The organism is Nonomuraea sp. KM90 (assembly GCF_052246675.1).
Lineage (GTDB): Bacteria > Actinomycetota > Actinomycetes > Streptosporangiales > Streptosporangiaceae > Nonomuraea.
This window is the reverse complement of record NZ_JBQQCB010000375.1, coordinates 1-1,008: the sequence shown is the minus strand read 5'-3', so window position 1 is coordinate 1,008 and position 1,008 is coordinate 1. Positions and strand designations below refer to the sequence as shown.

Annotated in this window: 1 protein-coding gene; it reads left to right on the top strand. The window is 67.8% G+C overall.

Features of this window, described 5'->3' with window-relative positions:
* Window positions 1–73 precede the first annotated feature (73 nt).
* Window positions 74–1,008: discoidin domain-containing protein (locus tag ACTWPW_RS64310; protein WP_443175058.1), on the top strand; the 935-nt coding region annotated here is incomplete at its 3' end.

Sequence of the window (1,008 nt, the reverse complement as noted above, 5' to 3'; positions counted from 1 at the left end):
TCGTCGAAATATTGCGGCCTTCTGCTCGACATCTTATGGTTCGGCCATCCGCCTTACCCGAAGGGCCACCCCCATGAGAGCACTGCTTGCCGCCCTTACGTTACTGATCGGAATCCTGGTCGCCCCGCCCGCCTCAGCCGCGGCCGACACCAACCTCGCCGCCGGCAAGACCGCCACCGCGAGCAGCACCAACGACGTCTACACCGCCGCCAACGTGACCGACGGCAACCAGGCCACCTACTGGGAATCAGCCAACAACGCCTTCCCGCAGTGGATCCAGGTCGACCTGGGCACCACCGCCGGCGTGAACAAACTGGTGCTCAAACTCCCCACCGGATGGCCCAGCCGCACCCAGACCCTGACCGTCCAGGGCAGCACCACCGGCACCGCCTTCAACACCATCGCCCCCGCCGCCACCCACACCTTCAACCCGACCGCCACCATCACCTTCCCCACCACCACCACCCGCTACCTCCGCCTGCAGATCACCGCCAACAACGGCTGGCCGGCCGGACAACTGGCAGAACTCGAAGCCTGGGGCAGCGCCCCCGACAACCCCGACCCCGGCACCAACCTGGCCCTCGGCAAACCCATCACCGGCTCCGCACACACCCACACCTACGTGGCCGCCAACGCCAACGACAACAACGTCCAGACCTACTTCGAAGGCGCCGCCTACCCCAACACGCTCACCGTGCAACTCGGCGCGAACGCGGACCTCAGCTCGATCACCCTCAAGCTCAACCCGGACGCGGCCTGGGCCCGGCGCACCCAGACCATCCAGGTGCTGGGCCGCGAGCAGAACGCCACCTCCTTCACCAACCTGGTCTCCCCGACCGCCTACACCTTCGACCCGGCCACCGGCAACACGGTGACGATCCCGGTGACCGCCAAGGCCGCCGACCTCCGGCTGCAGATCACCGCCAACTCCGGCGCCCCCGGCGGCCAGATCGCCGAGTTCCAGATCTTCGGCACCCCGGCCGCCAACCCCGACCTCACCGTCACGAA